The organism is Aeromonas dhakensis (assembly GCF_000820305.1).
Taxonomy (GTDB): Bacteria; Pseudomonadota; Gammaproteobacteria; order Enterobacterales; family Aeromonadaceae; genus Aeromonas; species Aeromonas dhakensis.
This window is the reverse complement of the sequence record NZ_CDBH01000069.1, coordinates 111,137-130,609: the sequence shown is the minus strand read 5'-3', so window position 1 is coordinate 130,609 and position 19,473 is coordinate 111,137. Positions and strand designations below refer to the sequence as shown.

Genomic DNA, 19,473 nt, shown 5'->3' with positions numbered 1-19,473 from the left:
GCAGGATTACACCAAGCATCGCCAGCGCATGCCCCTCACCAAGACGGAAAATGACGGCCGTTATCCCAGCCAAAGCGCAGGATTACACCAAGCATCGCCAGCGCATGCCCATCGCCAAGACGGTAAATGACGGTCGTTATACCAACCACAGCCGGGTTTACGCTCAGCGTTCAGGCCAAAATGCAGGACGCCACCAGTCGCCATTGCGGCGAAACCAGGGGCCCTGCTCCCGCTCGGCGCGGATCCGCAGCCCGTCCGGCGCAGGCTCGACCAGGATCTCCCCGTCCAGCCCGGTGACCCATTGCTGCGCCTCCCGGTAGCGAGCCACCACCTCGGGGCGGGGAAAGCCCCACTGGTTCATGAAGCCGGCGCTGTGTACCACATAGCGGGGGGCCACCGCCGCCACGAAGGGGGCCGTGGAGGAGGTGCGGCTGCCATGATGGGGGCTTACCAGCAGGGTGCTGGCAAGCCCGGCCCCTTCCAGCGCCAGTAAGCGCTGCTCCGCCTGCCGCTCGATGTCGGCGCTGAGCAAAATGCGGCGCGCCCCGTCGCGGATCTGCAGCACACAGCCGTCGTTGTTGTGACCGCCTCCCGGTTGCTGTGGCCAGAGCACCGCCATCTCGAGCCCCTGCCAGCGCCACTGCTGGCCACGCCGGCACAGGGTTGTGAAGCGGCCGAAGTCGAAGGAAGAGAGCTCGTGGCGTACCGGCAGAGCCTGCAGGATGGCACGCCGGTTGCCGGCGTGATCCCGGTCCTTGTGGCTGATGACCAGATAATCCAGCACCCGCACATCGAGCCGGTTGAGCAGCGGCAGGATCACGGCATCCGCCATGTTGTAGCCGCCTGGGTAGCGATCGCCGGTGTCAAACAGGATGCCGCGCTCACCCCGGGTGATCAGCACCGCCAACCCCTGTCCCACGTCCAGCACCCTCAGTTGCCAGTGAGTCGGCACCGGCCAGGCCGCCAGCAGCAGGGCCACGCCCCCCGGCAGCAGCAAGAGGCGACCGCCCGGCACATGCCAGGCGCACCAGAGCAGGCTCAGCAGGGCGGTGAGCGGCAGCACCCAGCCCGGCACCGGCCACCAGAGTTGCCACTGGCTGGCCAACCTCTCCAGCGCCCACAATATCCACTGCAGGCCGACATCGGCCAGCCAGAACATCAGATGGGCCAGCTCCCCCGAAAGCGGCGCCAGCAACACCCCGACCAGCGCCAGCGGTATGATGCCGATGCAAAAGAGCGGCAATGCCAGCAGATTGAGCAGCAGCGACAACGGCGCTATCCCCTCGAACAGCGCCAGTTGCAACGGCAGCAGCCCCAACAGCAACAAGCCCTGCAGGCGGACGAGCCCGGGCTTGGCCTCCAGCAGGCTCGCCACCAGCAGCAGGGCCACCGCCAGGAAGGAGAGCCAGAATCCGGCCGAATAGAGGGCGAAGGGATCCCAGAGCGTGAGTACCACGAAGGCCCACAACCAGACGCGATGGGCCGGCCACTCCCGCCGTCGCCAGCGCAGTAGACTCCACACCAGCACCATGATGAGGGCCCGCTCGGTGGCCACCGCAAAACCGGCCAGCCAGCTGTAGAGGGCGGCAAACAGCAGGGCAAGCAGAATCGCCCCCCGCAGCCCGAACAGCCGCCCCAGCCACCAGCCGAGCACCGCCACCAGCGCGATATGCTGCCCCGAGATGGCGATGATGTGGGTCAGCCCGCTGCCGCGAAACAGGCTCCACTGCTCATCCGTGATGCCGCCCTGCTCGCCGAAGGTAAGCGCCGCCAGCAGCGGCCCCTGGCTCAGATCCTGCCAGCTGGCAGCGGCCCGGGCCAGCCAGCGTTCGCGCAGCCCCGCCGGCACCGCTTCAATCTGGATCACCCGGCGCAAGTTGCCGGTGGCGGTGATCCCCTTGCCGAGCAGCAGGCGCCGCCCGTCCATCCCGGCCTCGTTGGCCAGGCCGTGAGCCGGCTTGAGGGAGACCTCCAGGGTCAGGCGACTGCCTGCCGTCATGGTGGGCAGCGCCTGGTAGGCATTGATGCGCACCAGGGGCGCCGGGGTGAGCGCCTGCTCATCGAGCCTGTTCACCCGCAGCACCAGCCGGACAAATTTATCGCCCTCGGGTTCTGCACTTTGCAGTTGTGCGGTTATGATGTGGCTCGTTTTTTTGCCAAGCTGATCCAGCCAGGCAAGCCGGTAGTGCAAATTCCCCTGCATCCAGAGGATACCGCCCAGCAAGAACAGCAGCCGCCAGCAGCGGCAACCGGCGAGGGGGAACGCGAGCAGCAGCATCAGGCCACCCCATTCCCATGAAGGCAACCATGGCCAAAGCAGTGAGGAGCTTGCCCCGAGGGCAAACGACAGCAGGCGCAGATCCATGGTGCAAGTATTTAGCAAGGTTTCAATATGCCCAAACGACTCATACAACGCTGGCTGCCTGATCCGGCGACACTCAAGGAACACAAGCACTTGCGGCTGTTTGGCAAGCTGCTGCTGGACGCCAACCTGTGGCACCTCAATCGCCGCTCGGCGGCCGGTGCCTTCGCGGTGGGGCTGTTCATGGCCTGGGTGCCGCTCCCCTGCCAGATGCTGCTGGCGGCCGGCGGCGCCATCGCCTGTCGGGTCAATCTGCCGCTCTCGGTAGCCCTGGTCTGGCTCTCCAATCCCATTACCATGCCGCCGCTGTTCTACGGTGCCTACCTGACCGGCTGTCAGCTGCTGGGGCAATCCTCCCAGCACATCGAGATCGAGTTCACCTGGGCCTGGCTGGTGTCGGTGTTCGAAACCGTGGCCCCGCCACTGCTGCTGGGTTCACTGGTGCTCGCCCTGCTCAGCTCCCTCATCGGCTACGCCCTCATTCGCACCTGCTGGCGTATCAGCACCGTGCGGCAGTGGCAGAAACGCAAGGTGGCACGCGCATGCTGAATCGCTGGTTTGCCCGCTTCAAGATTGACCCCGATACCCTGCGCCAGCAGAAGTGGTTCGCCCTGTTTGGCGAGCGCCTGCTTGCCCCCGCCCTCTGGCAAGGGGGGCCGCGCGCCCTGAGCGGGGCGGTGGCGGCCGGCATCTTCGCCTGCTGGTTTCCCATCCCCATGCATTCACTCATTGCGGTCGGGCTGGCGTTGGCGTTCAGCCTCAACCTGCCGCTGGCGCTGCTGGCGGTCTGGTTCAACAACCCGCTGACCCTGCCCTTCATGTACCTCTACGCCTATCGCACCGGTTGTCTGGTGCTGCACAAGACGCCGGAGCCATTTCACCTCACCTGGACCCTGCACTGGCTGGAGCACGAGGCGGCCACCCTGGTGCCTCCTTTCCTGCTCGGCAGCCTGCTGCTGGCGGTACTGACCGCTGCCACCGGCGGCCTCCTCACCCTGCTGTTGCTGCGCCTCGGCAAGCTGGTCCGCCCCCGCTGATCTCACCCGCCTCGTCAGCCTCTGGCGCGCTGACGAGGCGCTGCCTTGCCATCCCCGGCACCTGCCACCACACTCCTTGTAACCCGTTGTTTTTAGCCCCCCATTTGCCACAAGGAGCCCACCATGGCCGAACCGCTCACGCTGGCCTATGCCAGTGGTCATCCCCTCGCCCTGCTGCCGGCCATGGCCAATCGCCACGGCCTCATCACAGGGGCCACCGGCACCGGCAAGACAGTCACCCTGCAGGTGCTGGCGGAGGGATTCTCCCGCCTCGGCGTGCCGGTCTTTCTGGCCGACGTGAAGGGGGATCTGAGCGGCCTTGGCGCCGCCGGGGCTGGCTCGGCCAAGCTGGATGCCAGACTGGCCCAGCTCGGCATCCCGGCACCCGCCTTTGCCGCCAGTCCTACCCTGTTCTGGGATCTGTTTGCCGAACAGGGTCACCCGGTGCGGGCCACCGTCTCCGACATGGGCCCCCTGCTGCTCGCCCGCCTGCTCGGTCTCAACGATACCCAGAGCGGGGTGTTGGAGCTGGTGTTCAAGGTGGCGGACGACGAGGGGCTGCTGCTGCTCGACCTCAAAGACCTGCGCGCCATGGTGCAGTTTGCCGGCGACAACGCCAAGTCCCTCACCACCCGTTACGGCAACGTCTCCACCGCCTCCATCGGCGCCATCCTGCGCAACCTGCTCACCCTGGAGAGCGCGGGCGGCGATCACTTCTTCGGCGAGCCCATGCTGGACATCCAGGATCTGCTGCAGACCGATGAGGCCGGCCACGGCCATATCAATGTGCTGGCCGCCAGCAAGCTGACCCAGTCCAGCCGGCTCTATGCCTGCTTCCTGCTCTGGCTGCTCTCCGAGCTGTTCGAGCAGTTGCCGGAGGTGGGAGATCCGGACAAACCTGTGCTGGTGTTCTTCTTCGACGAGGCGCACCTGCTGTTCAACGACGCTCCCAAGGCGCTGCTGGAGAAGATTGAACTGGTGGTGCGCCTCATCCGCTCGAAAGGGGTGGGTGTCTACTTCGTAACCCAGAGCCCGGCCGACATCCCCGACAGCGTGCTGGGGCAGCTTGGCAACCGGGTGCAACACGCCCTGCGCGCCTTTACCCCGAGCGATCAGAAGGCGGTGCGGATCGCCGCCAACACCTTGCGCGCCAACCCCGCCTTCGATGCCGCTGGCGTCATCACCGAGCTCGGGGTCGGTGAGGCGCTGGTCTCTCTGCTCGACGAGAAGGGACGACCCTGCATGGTGGAGCGTGCCTTCATCGCCCCGCCGGCCAGCCGCATCGGCCCCTTGAGCGATGCCGAGCGGCAGGCGCTTATTCAGGGCTCATTGCTGCACGGCCGCTACGAGACGCCGGAGGATCGCGAGTCGGCCTTCGAGCGGCTCAACGGGGGCAAGCTGACAACCACAAGCGAACAAGCCAGTAAACCGTCATCCAACGGGGAAGGCGGCCTGCTCGATGCCCTCAATAGCATCCTGTTTGGCCACACCGGCCCCCGTGGCGGCCAGCACGACGGGGTGGTACAGACCGCCGCCAAGAGCGTGGCCCGCACCATCGGCAGCGAGGTGGGTCGCCAGCTGGTGCGCGGAGTGCTCGGCTCCCTGCTAGGGGGCGGCAAGCGCCGCCGCTAAGGCCTGAGCCGGAAAATGAAAAAGCCCGCCGGGTCTCCCCGGCGGGCTTGTTATTGAGCGGATGGCGATGACTCGCTTACAGCACCTTGGCGATGGCGTCGCACAGCGGATCTATGTTGGCACGGGTGATACCGGCCACGCTGATCCGGCCGGAGCCGACGATGTAGATGGCGAACTCGCTCTTGAGGCGCTCCACCTGATCCTTGGAGAGACCGGAGAAGGAGAACATGCCGTTCTGCTCGCGGATAAAGCTGAAGTCCTGGTTCACGCCGCGCGCGGCCAGTTTTTCCACCAGCAGCTCGCGCATTTCGCGAATGCGCACCCGCATGGCCGCCACCTCTTCCACCCACTCGGCATAGAGGGCCGGATCGCTCACCACGGCAGTGACGACGGCAGCGCCGTGTGACGGCGGGTTGGAGTAGTTGGCACGAATGACGGTCTTGACCTGGGTGAAGGCCACATCGGCGATCGCCTTGGTCGCGCTGACCAGGGTGAAGGCACCGACCCGCTCGTTGTAAAGACCGAAGTTCTTGGAGAAGGAGCTCGCCACCAGCAGCTCGTCGTGGCATTCGGCGAAGATGCGCAGACCTTCGGCATCCTCTTCGATGCCGCGGGCGAAGCCCTGATAGGCGAAGTCAAACAGCGGCAGCCAGCCGGCGGCGGCACTCTGTCTGGCCAGTGCACGCCACTGATCAGCGGTCGGGTCGATACCGGTCGGGTTGTGACAGCAACCGTGCAGCAGCACCAGATCGCCAGCCTGCGCCTCGGCCAGCGAAGCCTGCATGGCGGCAAAGTCGAGCCCCTTGGTGGCCGCGTCGTAGTACTTGTACCACTTGACGGTCAGACCCGCTGCCTGGAACACGCTGACGTGGTTGGCCCAGGTGGGATCGGAGATCCAGATGGTCTTGGCGAGGTTGTTGCGCACCACGAACTCGGCGGCGATGCGCAGGGCACCGGTACCACCCGGCGCTTGCGCCGTCTTGGCGCGGCCGCTGTTGACCAGCGCGGAATCCTGTCCGAACAGCAGTTGCTGCACGATGCGACCGTATTCGATATTGCCTTCGATGCCGAGATAGTTCTTGGTCTTCTCGTCGGTCAAGAGCTTCTGTTCGGCTTTCTTGACGCAGTGAAGAATGGGGGTGGCGCCGGTCTCATCCTTGTAGATCCCGACCCCCAGGTTGATCTTGTGGCTGCGAGAGTCGGCGCGGAAGGCTTCGGTCAGGCCCAGGATCGGATCCGCTGGGGCGGCAACAACCTTTTCAAACATGGTATTCCCTGTATTCCGTTGAGTTCGTTGGCTGGCAAAGCGTGTTGGCACACCGTCCGTGACACGCAAAACACGTGGCAAACAAAAGCGCTCACTGGCGAGCGCTTCGTCAACTCTTTATATCACCGTGCAGGATGGGGGAAAACCGCTTTTTCGGCCGGATCTGCGGCAATCTCAGCCGATGGCATGCCACTGTGGCGCCAACGCGCACACCTCGGCAGACAAGCCACCATTGGACTCAACCAAACCGCTACAAACTGCTAACAATGACTTGGGGATCCGGCTCGGCTCCCAGGGGCGGGAGTCGGCCAACGGCAAGGCATAGGCCGTCATGATGGGAGCCAGCACGGTGGGCAGCCACCAGCTGGCCGGCCGGCCCAAACGCTGGGCCAGAGTCAGCACCCGATCCACCCCGCTCGGGTCGAGGGAGGTAAGATGACTCCACTGCACCTGAGGCGGCAGCGCGGCGATCACTTGCTGCAGTGCCTGCTGCGCCGAGGCGGGAGCCCAGATCAGCAGGGTCCCTGCCGGCAGCACCAGCTCGGCAAAGGCACCGACGCTGTCGGTGGTGATCACCCGCAGCAGCTCCCCCTCCCCCCACAGGATCTTGCCAAGGCTGGCCAGGGTGCGCTCCGGCAGCGCCACCTCGCCAAGCGCCTGCAACCAGGGGGCGGCATCGAGCAGGGCGCCGCCACTGAAGAAGAGGCTGAATGGCTGGGGGGCACGCAGGCGCACCTGTTGATCCGAACAGAGCCGGATCCCCTTGTCTTCGAAGTCGATCTGCTCGTTGGGGGTAAAGCTCACCTCGCTCTTGCGATAGAGAGCGGCCAGCACCCGCTCGTTGACCTGCTCCGCCAGCTGCCAGCCCTGCCCATGGAGCCACTCCTCCGGGGTGGGCGGCGCCGTGGCGATCTCGGCCAGCGTCAGTTCACGAGTCAGGTAGCGGCGACCAGCGGGGGTGAGCTCATAGTGGTGGTTGCCCAGTGCCAGCAGCAGCTGATTGTCCTTGAGCAGGCCCAGCAGGGGTTGCCACTGACGGGCGCGGACCACCGAGGTGGGGTTGTCCAGCAGCTGGCGGGCCAGCTCCCGCCACTGCGGGTGACTAAAGTCAATCAAGCGTCATCCTTCCCTGTCTGCCGAACATCCTGCAACGAGCTGAATAATCTAGCGATTCGCTGCCCGGGAGCCAAGTACAGAAAAGAGACAACGTGAAGTGACGCAAGTCAAAGAGGGCAAGGAGAGGATCATCAACAGAGGAGAAGAGAGGCAATCAGGTGGAAAGCAGATAAAACAAAACGGCCAAGCAAGCTTGGCCGTTCATCAACTAAATCAGCGCAGAGGCTAGATTAGAAGTTGTATTGCAGGGCAACGGTCCACTCGTCGTCCATCTTGTCGATACCCTGGATCTTGTACTCGGTGTAGGCTTTCAGCTTGGAAGTGAAAGCGTACTGTACGCCCAGCAGGGTTTCGTCAACGATGTCTTTGTACTCAGCCCCAGCGGTGTTGGAAGCAGCTTTACCTTCAGTGAAGTTGTAGCCGGCCAGGAAGGTCCAAGCATCAACGTTGTAGGAAGCAGCCAGCTCGTAACCACGGCCCTTGTCCTTGTCACCACCGGTGGTGTGGTCGTAGCTCAGGTCAGCTTGAGTGTAAACACCAGCGAAGTAGAATCCGTTGATGGCGTAGTGTGCACCCAAGGCCCACTCTTTCTTGTCGCCAGAAGCGCTGGAAGTGGTGCTTTCCAGGTCGGAGTAAGAGTAACCGGCGTTCAGGCCCAGACCGAAGTCGAAGTCATAACCTGCAGCAGCGGCATAACCGTAGTTACGCTTTACATTCGGACCATAAACAGCAGTTTCTTTGATGCCCTGACCTACGTCAGTAACCTTCACGGCCTTGTCGTCGTTGGTCTGATAGGACAGTTTGCCTTTGAAGCCACCGTAGGTGTTGGAGTAGATGATCTGACCTTCTTGACGACCGTCATAGAAGTTACCTACGTCACCCCACTCGTTGAAGATATCGGTCGGTTCCAGCACGTCGTAGAACGCGGTATCGGTCTGACCGAAGATGATCTTACCGTACTGGGTGCCGTCGAAACCAACGTAGATGTGGCGGGAATCGAACTTGTTGGCGGAGTTTTCAGCAGAAACTTGCCACTCGGTCTTGGCGATACCGGACCAGGTGTTGTTCAGGGCAATCTTGCCGGACCAACCCAGACGGGAAGAACCAACCAGCTCACCATCGACATCTTGGTAGCTAGCAGCAGTGCCGGGAACGAAAACTGATTGACCAGTTTTAGTATCGAATTTATAGGCGTCGTCAGTTGCACCAACAGCCTTGTTGTGGTCACCGTAGTAGTTAGCCTGAACACGGCCGTATACGTCAAAAGTGGTACCGTCTTTGTCGTAAACCACTGCAGCGTTAGCGGCGGATGCAAACAGAGCCGGGATAGCAATAGCCAGAATTGTCTTTTTCATAGTTTCCAATGCCTACTGTAATTAAACACTAAGTCGTTGTTATTCCCTGTGTTAGCGATGTACTTTGCATCACTATGGCGCCGAGACTAGCACCGGGTTTTCCAATCCGCAATGAAAAAACTTGGAACTTTTTACGAAAAGCATAGTCACAGCGGAAAAATTGTGACCTGAATCCCACATTGTTTGCACGCCATGGGAAAACGTTTACAGCGATAACCGCTGGCAAAAATCGTCCGAATTGGTGATTTATCACACAATGACGACGACTCGCCTTATAAATAGAAGAAGAGGTCGGATCTGTGCGTTGCCACACACCTCGACCCAGGTTGCCGGTTGCAGGTATCCTGTCTTCCTTCACCCTGTGCAACGGTCATTTTCTTCATGCTGTCTACCCGTCTCAAAACCACCATTCGCAATACCTATCGGCAAATAGCCGATGGTTTACCCGGTTTTGTGCCGCGCAAGGAGCAGAATTTTCTGGTGGCCGAAATAGCCAAGACGCTGACCGGGGAGTATGACAAACAGCGTCGCATCCTGGTGGCCGAAGCCGGCACTGGTATCGGCAAGTCCCTCTCCTATGCTCAGGGGGCCATCCCGGTGGCTCGCCTTACTCAAAAGAAGCTGGTGATCTCCACCGCCACTGTGGCACTGCAGGAGCAGCTGATCCACAAAGACCTCCCCTTCTATCATCGCCACAGCGAGCTGCCGTTTCGTTTCATGCTGGTCAAGGGGCGCCAGCGCTACTGCTGCGAACACCTGCTGGAGCAGGCCGCCAGCGGCAGCGAGATGGCCAACTTCGAGTTCGACTTCGGAGCCCTCAGCAAACACAAGCCGTCAGACGCCGACAAGGAGTGCTATCAGGCGTTGTGGCAGGCCTACACGAAAGGCAAGTGGGACGGTGATCGGGACAACTGGCCCAAACCCATCAACGATAACTGCTGGGATCGCATCGCCGCCGACCGCCACACCTGCAACAAGGCGCTGACTCATCATCAGCACTGCCCCTTCCACCGCGCCCGCAACGACATGGATGCGGCCGACGTGCTGGTGGTCAACCACGCCCTGCTGCTCTCCGACCTCACCATGGGTGGCGGCATCATACTGCCGCCACCGGACGAGTGTCTCTATGTGCTGGACGAGGCCCATCACCTGCCCACCATAGCCCGGGATCACGGCGCCGCCTCGGCCAGCGTCAAGGGCTCACGCCGCTGGCTGGAGAAGCTGGCGCAGGGGGCAGGCAAGCTGGCCAGAACCCTCAACAAGGAGAGTCTGCTCGATCCCCAGCTCAAGCTGCAGGACGCGCTGGCCTCCCTGCAACCGGATCTGAAGGCGCTGGAGCAGTGGCTCGCCGCCAACGACCGCTTGTTCAATGAAGAAAAACACCATCGCTTCGCCGATGGTGTCTTGCCCGACCCCCTGCCCATGCTGGCGGAGAACCTCAAGGAGGCGAGCAAGAAGGCGCTGCGGGCGCTGGACAGAATGCAGGGGGCCATCGGCGAAGCGCTGAAGGATGGCGAGATCCGTCGCAAGGATGCCGAACCCCTGCTGGCGGAGAGCGGCTTCTATCTGCAGCGGCTGGAGGGTTTCTGCGCCCTGTGGGAGATGCTGGGGCGGCACGTGGCAGAGGGCAAGACGCCGCTGGCCCGCTGGATGGTCAAGAGCGATGACGGCGACATCTGGCTGCACGCCTCCCCCATCGAGGTGGGCTACCTGCTGGAGGAGTGGCTCTGGTCCAGGTGTCTTGGCGCCGTGCTGGTATCGGCGACCCTGACAGCCCTCTCCTCCTTCAGCTATTTCCGCCACCAGGTGGGGCTCAAAGAGCACGACGGTACCCGCTATCTGCGCCTGCGCTCCCCCTTCGATTACCAGAAGGCCGAGCTCTATTTGCCCAAAATGGAACACGAGCCCAGTGCCCCCGCCTTCACCCAGGAGCTCGTCAGCATCCTGCCCCGTCTGCTGGCCGGCAAGGAGGCGAGCCTGGTGCTGTTCTCCTCCTACCGGCAGATGAACGAGGTGGCGGTGGGTTTGCGGGCCAAGGGACTCTCCCTGCTGGTGCAAGGGGAAGCCTCCCGCAACGCCCTGCTCACCCTGCACAAACAAAAATGCGATGGCGGCCAGGCCAGCATACTGTTTGGCACCGGCAGCTTCTCGGAAGGGCTGGATCTGCCCGGTCACTACCTCACCAACCTGGTGATCACCAAGTTGCCGTTCGCGGTCCCCAACTCGCCGGTGGAAGAGGCCACCGCCGAGTGGGTCGAGAAACGGGGGGGCAATCCCTTCTTGCAACTGACGGTGCCGGAGGCGTCGCGCAAGCTCATCCAGGCCTGTGGTCGCCTCATTCGCAAAGAGGCGGATAGAGGCCGGGTCACCATTCTCGATCGCCGTCTGCTGACCAAACGCTACGGCAAGGGGCTGCTCGATGCCCTGCCGCCATTTCGACGCCGGATTGAGTAGGGCCGAGGTTGACCAAGGTAGCCAACCCCACTGGCCCGATGAGTTTGCATCGGGAAAGCACGAGCCCAGACGCGACAGGGGCGCCATAAACGCCTATTGCCGCCCTCTGGCAAACCTGCAAAAATGAGCCCCTGTTTTTCAGTGGGCACTCGCCTGACTGTTCAAGGAGATGAAATGAAACTGACTGTTCTGGTGCCAGCCCTGGCTGGTCTGTTGTGGGCAGGTAGTGCCCTGGCCGATGCCCAACTGGAAGTGAACAACCCCTATGTGGTGCAGCTGATCGATGGCCAATCCATCAATCCCAAACTGCTCGACAAGACGAGTACCTATCCTATCAAAGCCGGCAAGCACCAACTGGTCGTCGCCTTCGAAGGCAACTACTCCAGCCGCAGCGACACCAAGCTGGTCACCGCCGAGCCGCTGGTGATCAACTTCACCGCCGCCGACAACCAGAAACTGGTACTGGACTACAAGAAGCCACGCAACGAATCCGAAGCCAACCAGTTCGTCAAGGAACAGAAAGTCGCGCTGAAAGACAAGAGCAGCGGCCAGGTCGTCGCCACCGAGCAGTTCGTGCTGCCGAAGGTGGAAGGCTTCCAGCTGACCCGTGACTATCAGCAGGAGCTGATCAACATGGGCAAGGCGTTCAACCAGCCCAAGACTGTCGCTGTCTCTACCGCTGCCGTCATGGCCGCCAACAGCGCCCCGGTTCAGGTCGCCCCGAGCAAGGCCCAGAGCAATCCGGAAGCCCTGACCCAGCTGCAAAACTGGTACAACAAGGCCGATGCGGAGACCCGCAAAGCCTTCCAGATCTGGGTGATCCAGCAGCAGTAATTGCATCTGTTCGTCCCGAATTATCGGGCATGAAAAAGGGGAGCCTGGCTCCCCTTTTTCATATCTGCCCATTTGCCAAGGCCCAGCCTTCATGTCACTGCGCATCTTCCATCACCCCCTCTACTCCGCCCTGACCCTGCCAGCGCGCCATCGCTTTCCGCTGGCCAAATACCAGGCGCTGTTCGAACAGCTGGGAAACCTGGGTTATCCGCTGGCAGAGGCCGCGCCCGCCAGTCGCACCCAGATAGAGAGAGTGCACGATGCGGCCTATGTGGGCGCGGCCCTCACCGGCACCCTGGATGCAGGCGCCATTCGCCAGCTGGGGTTTCCCTGGTCCCCCGTGCTGATTGAACGCACCCTGCGCTCGGTGGGGGCCACCCTTGCCGCCAGCCGCCACGCCCTTGCGCAAGGCTGCGGCCTGCAGATCTCCGGTGGCTATCACCACGCCCACCGAGACGTTGGCAGCGGCTTTTGCCTGTTCAACGATCTGGTGATCGCCGCCCAGACCTGTCTGGACGAAGGGCGCTGCGAACAGGTATTGATCGTCGATCTCGATGTCCATCAGGGGGATGGCAGTGCCGCCCTGTGCCAGGGGCGGCGCGACATCATCACCCTCTCTCTGCACGGGGAGCACAACTTTCCCCGCCACAAACCCGCCTCCCACATGGATTTCCCCCTGCCAAGCGGCATGGAGGACGATGCCTACCTCACCACGCTGGCAGAGGCGCTCAATCTGGCGCTGCGGCTCTACGCCCCCGATCTCATCCTTTATCAGGCCGGCGTGGACGTGCATCATGCCGACGAACTCGGCTATCTCGCATTAAGTGATGAGGGGGTGCGCCAGCGCGATGCCATGGTCTTTGACTGCGCACAACGGCACGGGCTGCCCATTGCCGCCGTACCGGGCGGCGGCTACCGCCGTGACTGGCAACAGCTGATCCCGCTGCATATGTCCTTGTTCGAAGAGGCGAACAAACGCTACGGCTAACCGTTGAGCTCTGCCTGGCCACCGTTGCAGACAACAACAAGGCGGCCCCTGGGCCGCCTCTGCTTTATATGCGTGCCATCCAGCCCCCTATCGAGAAGCGAGGATGGTGTCCTGCCGCCGACCACAGTTCAGGCGTGGGCCACCGGTGTCGAGTGTTTCCCCATGGGGCGCAGCAACATCAGCAGGTAGAGCAAGGCCACACCGGCGATCATGATGAACAGCAGATTGTCCGAAAGGTGCTGCATCAGGAGCGCGGTATAGGCCGGGCCGAGCAGGCTGCCGATGGTGTAGCTCAGCAGCAGCGCCTGGTTCATGGCCACCAGCTGATGGTGCTCGACCTTCTCGCAGGCCCACGCCATGGCCACCGGATAGAGGGTAAACCCGGCGGCGCCCAGGATGAACAGCGCCGGCCCCATCGCCACGCCGCCGAGCATGGCCCCGCACCCCAGGATCACCACCAGCACCTGCACCCGCAGCACCGGCAGGCGACCGAACCTGTCCGCCAGCCGACCCACCGGCCACTGCCCCAGGATGCCGGCACTCACCATCACCGCCATCCAGTAACCAATGCCGGCATCACTCACCCCCTGATGATTCAGGTAGAGCGGCATCAGGCCGTAGAGGGAGCCCAGCACGATGCCGGAGATGATGCAGCCATCGACCCCGAGCCGTGCCTGACGCAGCCGCAACATGGACCAGACCCGGGTTGAGCCCTGCGCTTCGCTGCGCTCACTGACGATGCGGGTGAACAACAGCGGCAGGATAGCCGCCAGGATCAGCCCACTCGCCCAGGGCAGTACCTCCATCAGGCCGGTCGGCAACTTGCTGACCAAGAGCTGGCCGAGCACTGTGCCCAGGTAGTAGACCATCATGTAGGCGGCCAGCAGACGGCCCCGATTGTACGCGTTGCCGCTGCACATCAGCGCGCTCTCCACCACCACCCAGATCATGGCGCAGCCGATACCGGCGATAAATCGCCAGCCGAGCCAGCTCCAGAAATCAAGGGTAATGCCGAGCCCGACACAACCGGCGGCAAAGAGGGCGGAGGCCAGGTAATAGCTGCGGTTGAAGCCGCAACGCCTGATCAAGGTGCCCGCCAGCAGGGTGCCCAGCAGGTTGCCGCTGAAATAGGAGGAGCCGACCATGCCCACCTGCCAGGTCGGCAGCTGTTCATGGGCAAGCCAGAGCGGTACCAGGGTATTGAGCACCGCGATGGAGAGGGTCAGCAGCAACAGGCCACAGAGCAATAACAGCACTGGCCGGGTGTATATGGTCATGGGTAAAACCGTGAGGAGAGTCAAAAATGCGAGCGCATCATGCCACCGCCAATGCCATTGTCAATCGGCACTGAAAGCAGGATCGCAAGGTTTTATCGAATACTGCTGGTGCGGTGCAGCACGGCGCCGTTCGGCGCCTAGCTTATCCCCTTGATTCACCGACTCTTTGGCCATGATGACGGGCAGATGCCGGTTGCCTGTCGGCCTCTTCTCAATCCTGGGGGCCATAACGAGAAGAGGCGACCCCGGGCCGCCTCTTCTTTATATACCTGGCACAAGGCCGGTCAGCGCTGACGCTTCTTGGCGTACTTGCGGCGGGCCCGCGCCTGACGCTCCTCTTCCCGCTCCGCCTTCTCCTTGGCCTTCTGTTCGGCCTCGGCATCGGCCTCCACGATTTCGCTGCTCACCATCTGCGGGGTCTCCAGGGAGATGCGGCCCAGCAGGCCAGAGCGGAACTCGTTGACCAGGATCTCGGACGCCTTGTGCAGATCCGACAGCCCCCCCTTGCGCATGAAGCCGCGCTGACGGGCGATGAGATCCAGCAGTTCGATCTCGGTCTCGGGCAGCGCGTCAATCTGATAGCGCGCCTGGATCCGCTCCGGATAGGCCTTGAGGAAGTAGTCAGCGGCGAACATGGCGATGTCCGCGTAGTCATAGACGGTATCCTTGATGGCGGCCGTGATGGCCAGCCGATAACCGCAGGAGGGCGGGTTGAGTTTGGGCCACAAGAAGCCAGGGGTGTCGGTCAGGATGACGTTGTTGTCGAGCTTGATCCGCTGCTGGGACTTGGTCACCCCCGCCTCGTTGCCGGTACGGGCGATGATGCGCCCCGCCAGGGTGTTGATCAGGGTGGATTTACCCACGTTGGGAATACCCATGATCATGGCGCGTACGCCGCGCAGCTCCAGATTGCGCTCCGGCAGCATCTCGTGGCAGAGGGTCAGCAACTGCTTGATCTTCTCCGGCTCCTGCTGGGTCAGGGGCAGCGCCTTTATCCCCTTCTCCTGTTCCATGTGGGCCACCCACAGCGCGGTGATCTCGGGGTCGGCGAGGTCCGCCTTGTTGAGCACCTTGATCACCGGAGTATCGCCGCGCAGCTCGGGCACCAGCGGGTTTTCGCTGGAGAAGGGGATGCGGGCGTCGAGCATCTCTATGATGACATCGACCTGGGGCATGACCTCGGCAATCTCTTTGCGGGCCTTGTGCATGTGGCCGGGGAACCAGTTGATGGACATATCCGTTACTCTCATCTAGGGACTGCGGGCGCGGGCTTGCGGTGGCGCGAGCGGCGGGCGATGGCGGACGCAGGGCGTCGCAAGGGGGCGCATTTTACCTGCACCCGCCCCGATTTGACAGGCCATTCTAGCCGCCAGCCGGCAAACCGGCCAGATTTTCGCCCGCCCCCTCCCCTCGTCAGCCGGTCTGGCCAGTCTCGGCTATTGACAGATAAGTGATTGATACAACATAACATTCATGCAACACCTTCATCGGATTGTCATCCAGTTTCACTAAAAGTGTCATCTGCGACCTCTAGGCTGCGCTCAGGTTTTACAAGGAGCGAACCCCAATGAGAAAGATGGCAGGACTTGCATTGATGATCGGCGCCGCCCTGGCCGCCGGCTGCAACTCCAACAACGACAGCAGTGCGCCCGAGCCCGGTGCCAAGAACGTGATCTTCTTCCTCGGTGACGGCATGGGTCTCAACACCCTGACCGCCGCCCGCATCTACGGCGTCGGTGAAGAGGGCAGCCTCACCATCGATACCCTGTCGGAGACGGCCTTCATCAAGACCTTCTCCCACGACGCCCAGGTGACCGACTCGGCCCCCTCCATGTCCGCCTACATGACCGGGGTCAAGAGCAACAACGGTGTCATCAGCATGGACGGCGATGCCACCCAGGAGAACGACTGCAGCAAGAGCGCCGGCAAGCCGGTCACCACCTTGCTGGAGCTGGCCAAGGCCGCCGGTCGCGGTACCGGCGTGGTCACCACCACCCGGGTGACCCACGCCACCCCGGCCGCCACCTATGCCCACCTCTGCAACCGGGATCTGGAAGCGGACATCGCCGCCCAGCTGGTACCCGGCGGCGCCGGTTACAACAGCGCCCTCAAAGAGGGTGTGGACGTGGTACTCGGCGGTGGCAGCAGCTTCTTCTTGCCCAAGGCCGACAAGGGCAAGCGCGAGGATAGCCGCAACCTCATCGACGAGATGAAGGCCAAGGGCTATCAGTTTGCCGCAACCCTGGACGAGCTGAACCAGGCCGATGCGAGCAAGCCGTTGCTGGGGCTGTTTGGCTCAAGCCACATGAAATATGACCTGGACCGACCCGCCAGCGAGCCCTCCCTGACCCAGATGACCCTGGCCGCCATCAAGCAGCTCAAGGACAAGAAACAGGGCTACTTCCTGATGGTGGAAGGGGGGCGCATCGACCACGCCCTGCATGACACCAACGCCAAGCGTGCCCTGCAGGACACCCTCGCCTTCGACAACGCCATCAAGGCGACCATCGACGAGGTGAAGAAAACCGATCCCGAGCTGAAAAACACCCTGATCGTGGTCACCGCCGACCATGACCACACGCTAGTCCTGAATGGTTATGCCAAGCGCACCGGCAAGACCACCGCCGACAACCCCGGCGTCCTCGGGCTGGTGAAGAACTATGAAACCGGTGAGCCGAGCAAGGATGCCGACGGCATGCCCTACACCATCATCGGCTTTGGCAACGGCTACAACCGGGTGGATGGTCCGCGCAGCAGCGTGGCACCGCTGGACGACGCCACCGTCTCTGCCAACGACTATCACCAGGAGGTGGTGGTCAAGGTAGGCGAGATAGGCAACGAGACCCACGGTGGTACCGATGTCTTCCTCGGCGCCATCGGCCAGGGAGCGGAGAGCTTCCACGGCTCACTCGACAACACCGCCGTGTTCGGCAAGGTCAAGGCTGCGGCCGGGCTGTAAGGAGCATTCCCATGAAAAGCGCCATGAAACAAAAACTGCATAAAACCCTGATCAGCACGGCCCTGCTGGCCGCCCTCGGCGGCGCGGCCCAGGCACAGGCCAGCGACGCCAAGAACGTCATCCTGTTTATCGGTGACGGCATGGGCCCCACCGTGCTCACCGCCACCCGCCTCTACAAGGTGGGGGAAGAGGGCAATCTGGAGATAATGAAGCTGGCCCGCAGCGCCCGCATCAAGACCTTCTCCAACGATGCCCAGACCACCGATTCGGCCCCCTCCATGGCGGCCTACACAACCGGGGTCAAGATGAACAACGAGGTGATCGCCATGAGCAGCGACACCAAGGCCGTCGCGCCCGGCAAGGACCTCAACGGCAACAAGGGCATCAACAACTGCACCAGCGACAACGGCAAGCCGGTGCCCACCATTCTCGAGCTGGCCAAGGCGGCCGGCAAGTCGGTGGGAGCCGTCACCACCACCGAGCTGACCCATGCCACCCCGGCCGCCACTTACTCCCACATGTGCCACCGGGATGCCGCCTACGCCATCGCCGAGCAGGCGGTACCGGGCGGCGCCGGCTTCAACACCGCGCTGGGGGATGGAGTCGATGTGCTGATGGGGGGCGGCGCCAACCACTGGACGCCCTACAACAGCACCAGCAACAAGGGGGGCCGTGCCGACGGACGGGATCTCACCGCCGAGCTGACTGCCCAGGGCTACCGCTACGTCACCACCAAAGAGGAGCTCTCTGGCGTCAACTCGGGCAAGGTGCTTGGGCTGTTCAGCGCCAAGTCCCACCTCGACTACGAGCTGGACCGGGTCGCCAAGGGGGCGGCAAGTACCCAGCCCTCCCTCTCTGAGATGACCGCCAAGGCGATCGATCTGCTCAGCCAGAACAGTCAGGGTTACTTCCTGATGGTGGAAGGGGGTCGCATCGATCACGCCCTGCACGGCACCAATGCCAAGCGATCGCTCACCGACGCGGTGGCGCTCGACGAGGCGGTCAAGACGGCGCTCGGCAAGGTGGATCTGAAAGATACCCTGATCGTGGTCACCGCCGACCATGACCACACCATGACCATCAACGGCTACTCCGCCAAGGGCAACAAGGTGCTGGATCTGGTGAAAAACGGCGACGGCTCGACCCAGAACGACGTGGATGGCAAACCCTTCACCACGCTAGTGTTCGGCAACGGCCCCAACCGCGCCGACGTGCGCCCCACCCTCACCAGCGATCAGGTGATGGCGGACGACTACCTGCAAGAGACCGGGGTCAAGCTGGGCTCCGAAACCCACGGCGGCGGCGATGTGATGCTGTTTGCCGACGGCGCCGGCAGCAGCCGCTTCAAGGGCACCCTCGACAACACCAAGGTGTTCGGCAAGCTCAAGGAGGCGCTCGGTCTGTAAACGGCAGGGCCCGGCCAGGTGCCGGGCCCTGCTCGCTCGAGCGAGACGGCATGATGCGATATTTATTACCCTTGTGGCTGCTCACCAGCAGCCTCTCTTTTTCCCTCCTTGCCGAGGAAGTCCCCGATCTGGCCGCCCGCATCCGCTATCAGGACAGGGTGACCAGCAGCGACGGCATCAGCAAGGAGAGCCAGTGGCAGGAGAAGTGGTTGCGGGTCGGCGACCAGGTGTGGAGCCAGCGGCTCATTCCCCTCCCTCTGGCCCGCGCCTACCACGCCGCCCACGATGCCACCCCGGGCCACAAGCACTTTACCCACCAGATGGCGGCGCGCTGGGTGACCCGCAACCAGCAGGATGAGTTGCAACTGCGCTACGCCGACAACTGGCACAACCAGCTGGTGGAGGTACCGGAGGAGGAGTATGGCCAGGTGGCCTTCAAGCCCGACTGGCCCAGGATCCGCCACCTCATCAACCCGGCCCTGCTGCAGGAGATGACCCCCCTCGACGAGGCGGCCCCCGAGCAGGCCAGCTGGTATGAAAAGCGCGAGGGCAAACAGCGCACCCGCATCCTCTGGTCGAGCCGCTGGCAGCTGCCGCTGGTGGTGGAGTCGGCGAGCCTCGACGGCTATCGCAGCTACCGGATGGAGGTGACCCTTAAACCCCTGCCCAAAACCCTGCCCTGGCAGCAGCTGGGGGGCTACCAGACCCTGGATCTGCGAGATTTCTTCGACTGACGGGACGCCCCGAACAGGGTGGGCTGACTTGTGCCGACGGGGTGGTACACTC

15 protein-coding genes are annotated in these 19,473 nt (G+C 62.9%); 9 read left to right on the top strand and 6 right to left on the bottom strand.

Annotated elements, in window-relative coordinates:
• Positions 1–163 precede the first annotated feature (163 nt).
• Positions 164–2,455 (bottom strand): DNA internalization-related competence protein ComEC/Rec2, encoded by a 2,292-nt coding sequence (locus tag BN1143_RS20580; RefSeq protein WP_197069891.1) that lies wholly within the window; start codon positions 2,453–2,455, stop codon positions 164–166.
• On the opposite strand from BN1143_RS20580, the gene BN1143_RS20575 reads away from it, so the two are divergent.
• From BN1143_RS20575 to BN1143_RS20565, 3 genes are all read left to right on the top strand, one after another.
• On the top strand, positions 2,393–2,911 hold the full coding sequence (locus BN1143_RS20575; RefSeq protein ID WP_005302706.1) for a DUF2062 domain-containing protein: 519 nt from the start codon (positions 2,393–2,395) through the stop codon (positions 2,909–2,911). The two genes, BN1143_RS20580 and BN1143_RS20575, sit on opposite strands and share 63 nt — an antisense overlap.
• A complete protein-coding gene (locus tag BN1143_RS20570; protein WP_005302707.1) occupies positions 2,905–3,399 on the top strand; it encodes a DUF2062 domain-containing protein in 495 nt (164 codons plus the stop codon). Before BN1143_RS20575 ends, BN1143_RS20570 begins: the two co-directional genes overlap by 7 nt.
• A 123-nt stretch (positions 3,400–3,522) precedes the next feature.
• Positions 3,523–5,031, top strand: a complete 1,509-nt coding sequence (locus tag BN1143_RS20565; RefSeq protein WP_042052019.1) for a helicase HerA-like domain-containing protein — start codon at positions 3,523–3,525, stop codon at positions 5,029–5,031.
• 76 nt (positions 5,032–5,107) lie between these two features.
• Here the strand turns inward: BN1143_RS20565 and BN1143_RS20560 are convergent, their stop codons facing one another.
• The 3 genes from BN1143_RS20560 to BN1143_RS20550 all read right to left on the bottom strand — a co-directional run bounded on the left by BN1143_RS20560 (position 5,108) and on the right by BN1143_RS20550 (position 8,769).
• Positions 5,108–6,298 (bottom strand): amino acid aminotransferase, encoded by a 1,191-nt coding sequence (locus tag BN1143_RS20560; RefSeq protein ID WP_010633507.1) that lies wholly within the window; start codon positions 6,296–6,298, stop codon positions 5,108–5,110.
• Between the two features lie 174 nt (positions 6,299–6,472).
• On the bottom strand, positions 6,473–7,414 hold the full coding sequence (locus tag BN1143_RS20555; protein WP_025201444.1) for a hypothetical protein: 942 nt from the start codon (positions 7,412–7,414) through the stop codon (positions 6,473–6,475).
• Between the two features lie 230 nt (positions 7,415–7,644).
• Complete coding sequence (locus BN1143_RS20550; RefSeq protein WP_017785743.1) at positions 7,645–8,769, bottom strand: porin; 1,125 nt, start codon at positions 8,767–8,769, stop codon at positions 7,645–7,647.
• Between the two features lie 381 nt (positions 8,770–9,150).
• Here BN1143_RS20550 and dinG point away from each other — a divergent pair, with 381 nt between their 5' ends.
• From dinG to BN1143_RS20535, 3 genes are all read left to right on the top strand, one after another.
• A complete protein-coding gene (gene dinG, locus BN1143_RS20545) occupies positions 9,151–11,223 on the top strand; it encodes an ATP-dependent DNA helicase DinG (protein ID WP_042052018.1) in 2,073 nt (690 codons plus the stop codon).
• 174 nt (positions 11,224–11,397) lie between these two features.
• Complete coding sequence (locus BN1143_RS20540; RefSeq protein ID WP_017765589.1) at positions 11,398–12,057, top strand: YccT family protein; 660 nt, start codon at positions 11,398–11,400, stop codon at positions 12,055–12,057.
• Positions 12,058–12,148: 91 nt separating this feature from the next.
• Positions 12,149–13,045: a histone deacetylase family protein gene (locus BN1143_RS20535; RefSeq protein WP_042052016.1), complete on the top strand. Its 897-nt coding sequence runs from the start codon at positions 12,149–12,151 to the stop codon at positions 13,043–13,045.
• 128 nt (positions 13,046–13,173) lie between these two features.
• On the opposite strand, the gene BN1143_RS20530 is transcribed toward BN1143_RS20535, so the two are convergent.
• A complete protein-coding gene (locus BN1143_RS20530; protein WP_042052015.1) occupies positions 13,174–14,322 on the bottom strand; it encodes an MFS transporter in 1,149 nt (382 codons plus the stop codon).
• A gap of 284 nt (positions 14,323–14,606) precedes the next feature.
• Positions 14,607–15,557 carry a ribosome biogenesis GTPase YlqF gene (gene ylqF, locus BN1143_RS20525; protein ID WP_010633500.1) on the bottom strand — a complete coding sequence of 317 codons (951 nt, stop codon included), beginning with the start codon at positions 15,555–15,557 and terminating at the stop codon, positions 14,607–14,609.
• A 332-nt stretch (positions 15,558–15,889) separates the two neighbouring features.
• On the opposite strand from ylqF, the gene BN1143_RS20520 reads away from it, so the two are divergent.
• The 3 genes from BN1143_RS20520 to BN1143_RS20510 are packed head-to-tail and all read left to right on the top strand — an operon-like array spanning position 15,890 to position 19,421.
• The gene (locus BN1143_RS20520) at positions 15,890–17,281 is read left to right on the top strand and encodes an alkaline phosphatase (protein WP_042052014.1); all 1,392 of its coding nucleotides are present in this window, start codon (positions 15,890–15,892) and stop codon (positions 17,279–17,281) included.
• Positions 17,282–17,292: 11 nt separating this feature from the next.
• Complete coding sequence (locus BN1143_RS20515) at positions 17,293–18,687, top strand: alkaline phosphatase (protein ID WP_042052011.1); 1,395 nt, start codon at positions 17,293–17,295, stop codon at positions 18,685–18,687.
• A 50-nt stretch (positions 18,688–18,737) separates the two neighbouring features.
• Positions 18,738–19,421 carry a hypothetical protein gene (locus BN1143_RS20510; RefSeq protein ID WP_042052009.1) on the top strand — a complete coding sequence of 228 codons (684 nt, stop codon included), beginning with the start codon at positions 18,738–18,740 and terminating at the stop codon, positions 19,419–19,421.
• Positions 19,422–19,473 lie beyond the last annotated feature (52 nt).

Bases quoted from the DNA above. Each gene is read 5' to 3' on its own strand.
- BN1143_RS20575 (WP_005302706.1), top strand. From the start codon at position 2,393: ATGCCCAAACGACTCATACAACGCTGGCTGCCTGATCCGGCGACACTC.
- BN1143_RS20570 (WP_005302707.1), top strand. From the start codon at position 2,905: ATGCTGAATCGCTGGTTTGCCCGCTTCAAGATTGACCCCGATACCCTG.
- BN1143_RS20565 (WP_042052019.1), top strand. From the start codon at position 3,523: ATGGCCGAACCGCTCACGCTGGCCTATGCCAGTGGTCATCCCCTCGCC.
- BN1143_RS20560 (WP_010633507.1), bottom strand. From the start codon at position 6,298: ATGTTTGAAAAGGTTGTTGCCGCCCCAGCGGATCCGATCCTGGGCCTG.
- BN1143_RS20550 (WP_017785743.1), bottom strand. From the start codon at position 8,769: ATGAAAAAGACAATTCTGGCTATTGCTATCCCGGCTCTGTTTGCATCC.
- dinG (WP_042052018.1), top strand. From the start codon at position 9,151: ATGCTGTCTACCCGTCTCAAAACCACCATTCGCAATACCTATCGGCAA.
- BN1143_RS20540 (WP_017765589.1), top strand. From the start codon at position 11,398: ATGAAACTGACTGTTCTGGTGCCAGCCCTGGCTGGTCTGTTGTGGGCA.
- BN1143_RS20535 (WP_042052016.1), top strand. From the start codon at position 12,149: ATGTCACTGCGCATCTTCCATCACCCCCTCTACTCCGCCCTGACCCTG.
- BN1143_RS20530 (WP_042052015.1), bottom strand. From the start codon at position 14,322: ATGACCATATACACCCGGCCAGTGCTGTTATTGCTCTGTGGCCTGTTG.
- ylqF (WP_010633500.1), bottom strand. From the start codon at position 15,557: ATGTCCATCAACTGGTTCCCCGGCCACATGCACAAGGCCCGCAAAGAG.
- BN1143_RS20520 (WP_042052014.1), top strand. From the start codon at position 15,890: ATGAGAAAGATGGCAGGACTTGCATTGATGATCGGCGCCGCCCTGGCC.
- BN1143_RS20515 (WP_042052011.1), top strand. From the start codon at position 17,293: ATGAAAAGCGCCATGAAACAAAAACTGCATAAAACCCTGATCAGCACG.
- BN1143_RS20510 (WP_042052009.1), top strand. From the start codon at position 18,738: ATGATGCGATATTTATTACCCTTGTGGCTGCTCACCAGCAGCCTCTCT.